This window comes from Mucilaginibacter sp. (assembly GCF_039921305.1).
GTDB lineage: Bacteria > Bacteroidota > Bacteroidia > Sphingobacteriales > Sphingobacteriaceae > Mucilaginibacter.
Window position 1 is genome coordinate 1 of record NZ_JBDSCA010000044.1, and the last position, 3,677, is coordinate 3,677.

General features: G+C 40.8%; 2 protein-coding genes. Both read right to left on the reverse strand.

The features are described from left to right. The coding region (locus ABIN91_RS13820; RefSeq protein ID WP_348051730.1) for a CheR family methyltransferase at positions 1-3,203 on the reverse strand (3,203 nt) is incomplete at its 3' end. 223 nt (positions 3,204-3,426) lie between these two features. Next, positions 3,427-3,677, reverse strand: a 251-nt coding sequence (locus ABIN91_RS13825; protein WP_348051732.1) for a VIT1/CCC1 transporter family protein, incomplete at its 5' end; no start/stop codon positions are given.

A 3,677-nucleotide genomic window follows, 5' to 3' on the forward strand; every position in this document is an offset into this window, starting at 1 on the left:
ACGATATTTAGCCCTAGACCGGTACCCGGGATCGTCCCGGTATTGTGAGCCCTGAAAAAAGCCTCAAACAAATGTTTCTGATCATCGTCCGGAATGCCTATCCCATTATCCTTAACAACCAGCGTTAGCAAGGCGTTGTCTATTGTTGAATTGAATTCTATAAAGGTTTCTTCCCCGGAATATTTAATCGCGTTACTGATCAGGTTAATCACACAATTCTTTAGCAAGGACTGGTCCAGCTTCACCTTACTTATCGTGCCGGAATGTTGGTAAATTATTTTTTGGTTTTGCTTTGCGATCATCTGCATTTCCTCAGTAATATTCTCGCCGAATTCGACGATATCGAACAAGGTACGGAGTTGTTCTACTTTACCACCTTCCAGGCGTTCCAAGGATAAAAAGTCGTTCAGGATCGCGGTCAGGTTACCTACAGAGATCTTTATTTTACCTATATGGCTTTTAATATTGGCATTGTCGAATGGCTTTGCATATTTATCGATCAGCGACGCGGATAACTGTATCGAACTTAACGGTGTCCGGAATTCATGTGAGGCCATCGAAACAAAGCGGCTTTTCAAAATGCCCAATTCTTTTTCTTTCTCTAAAGACTGGCTCACCTTTGCTTTCGCGTCCTCCGACGTTTTGATGGATTCTTGCAAGCTTATATTGGTAACATCCAATTCATCCAGTAATTTTTTCAGTTCAGTGATATCATAAAAGCTGATAATGGCCCCATCGGGTTTTTTGCTGTCCTTTTTTAAGTAGGGCATGGTCATCACCTGGTATATCTTTCCGTCAATAGACTTGGCTTCCCTGGTGATAGTTATTTCCTCCGATATCACTTTTTTTATATCGGCTGTAAACGTTTCAAATTTTATATTGGTGGTGATGTTGCTAAGCGGGCGGCCTATATCGCCTTCTCTAATATTAATATGCTTAACCGCTCCTGGTGAGTACCTTTTAAGCATCAGGTCCTGATCGACAAAAAGCTGGCCGTTGGTGTTACTGCGGAAATAATTGTTAAGATCATCGTTTAGGTCAGTTAACTCATCAATGGTGAGTTGATGTTCCTTATTGATGGTCTGTAATTCTTCATTGACGGATTGCAGCTCTTCGTTGGTACTTTGCATCTCTTCATTGGCGGATTGCATTTCTTCATTGGCGGATTGTAGCTCTTCATTGTAGGATTGCATATTTTCATTAGATGACTCTATACGCTCATTGGCTACGACGAGGCTATGTTTTAATTCCGCGTTGGAAATTTCAAGGCTGATCAAATGTTCTTTGGTTATCTCAGTGATATCGGCCGTATTAATCACATTTTCATCGCCGTGAAATGCTTTCGACTCCGAAAAGAGGATAAGCAAAAGCCGTTCGACGGAATTATTTACATAAAAGGGACTGATGGTAATATTGACAATGCGCTTTTTTGAAGTTACAGCACTCTCAATGTTCACCTCGTTCAGCAATACCCTTTCATCCAATATTAAGGCCTTATGCGCGGCTGCTTTAAAAATAATGGAAATACTATCGGGCAAGAGTTTATTCAGATCAAAATTAAAATTTTCATTTTTCAGGTAGGAAGTAATATCCCCAAATGATTGGACGACCATCAGATCCTCATCTGTACAGATCCCGGTGAGCCCGGATTCTTTATAAAGAAAGGAATTTACCTGATCTGCTAAAGCCCATCTGGAAGCGGGTAGAAGGGTCTTTTTATTCACTTCCATTTTGTTGTTTTTTACCTCTTCTATCACATGGGATGAAAAAGTATCGAACCTAACTGTGCGCCCGGTCTTATTACTTTTGAGTATATTCCATTTTTTGCTGATCTCATCAAAATCCTCTTTTAAAGCACTTGAGTTTTCACTTGGACCCAAGAATAGATAACCATCCTTTTTTAGCCCAAAGTGCATCATAGCAAACACCTTTTTCTGGAGTACCACATTGAGATAGATCAGCAGGTTACGGCAACTGATCAGGTCGATATTGCAATAGGGAGGATTTTTAACCAGATCATGCTGTGCAAAAACCAGCATTTTTCGGATCTCATGCTTCACTTTATACGTCGCTCCCTCTTTAATAAAAAACTTGTTCAACCTTGCTTTCGACACCGTTTTTTCTATTGTTTCCGGATAAATGCCTTTAGATGCTGTTTCCAGGGCGGATTTATTAATATCCGTCGCGAATATTTTGATCTCTAGATCTTTCGGCTGTTTGGTTAAGTATTCTCTGACCAGGATCGCCATGGAATAGGCTTCTTCTCCCGTGGCGCAACCGGCTACCCAAATCTTTAATACCTCGCTGTTATTGGTTATAATATCAGGAATCGCTTTTTCTTCGATGATCTTAAAAGCTTCAGGGTCACGGAAGAATGAGGTGACGCTGATCAGAAAATCATTTGCCAGCAATACGATCTCACTCGGATTATTTTTTAAATATTTATAGTATTTGCTTACCTGGTTGAAATTATGCGTTCCCATGCGCATGGTGATCCTCCTGATGATGGTGGGGCGCTTGTACTCCGTAAAATCCATCGGAAGGTTGTCTTTGATCAGGCTAAAGATCTGCCCAAGTTCCTTATCTGTAATCTCCTCAGGTTTTTGACCGGAGAGTAATTCCAGCTTGCCCTCTTTAACATAATTTTCGATCAACTGTGGCATAGCTTGCGGCGCAATGATCATATCCGCACAATCTGTAGCGATGGCAGCCAGCGGCATACCGTCAAAGTTGGCGGTGTCCGGGTCCTGTACAAGAACAAGCCCACCTGCGTTTTTAATGGCTTCTACGCCTCTGGAACCATCATTTCCCGTGCCTGACAGTATTACACCTATGGCCTTATCACCCCGTTCTTTTGCCAGGGAACTGAAAAAGTAATCGATGGTCATATAGGGGCGCGATTGCTCTTTTTTGTCTGATAGTAAAAGCCTCCCATTTTTGACAGTCATGAACTTCGAACTTGGGATCAGGTAAACTGTATTGGGTTTTATGTCCACGTTTTCGATTGCCTCAATTACCTCTAACTTGCTGTGTTGTGCCAGTATGTGAGCCATTTGACTTTTAAAATCTGAGGAAAGATGCTGTATTAAAATATACGAAACTGCGTCAAGTGGCGTATAATCAAAAAATGCGGAAATTGCTTCCAAGCCGCCGGCAGAAGCACCAATGGCTATAATATATTGTTTAGCGACAATTTTAGCCATGACTTTGAATAATTAAGGGAAAGAAACGATATAAGGGGAATGCAATAAAGATAGTGAAATATTACTGACTAGTTTTTATTTAATACTTTAGAATGAAATCCTTTCGCCTAGTGTAAGTGCTTAAGCCACTACAACTAAAGGATTGATAAAAATAACCTGCAAGTGTTTATAATGGTCATTAGTTGATTTAATCCGGCCTGCCACTTAAAATTCACGATTTAACTTAGCTGGTTTTAATTCCAAAAATATAGCCTACCAGCGCGGTCATTCCCATCGCCACGGTGCCCCAAAAGCAAATCCTTAAAACAGATTTACCTACATTGGAACCTCCTGCCTTGGCAGCAACCATCGCTGAAGTCGCTAAAAAAAGAATAGCAAATCCATATTGCGCCAGCAACATAAATTTTAATGGGGCAAATATGGAGACCAAAAGAGGTAAGGAACCTCCGGTAATAAAAGATAACGCTGATGCAA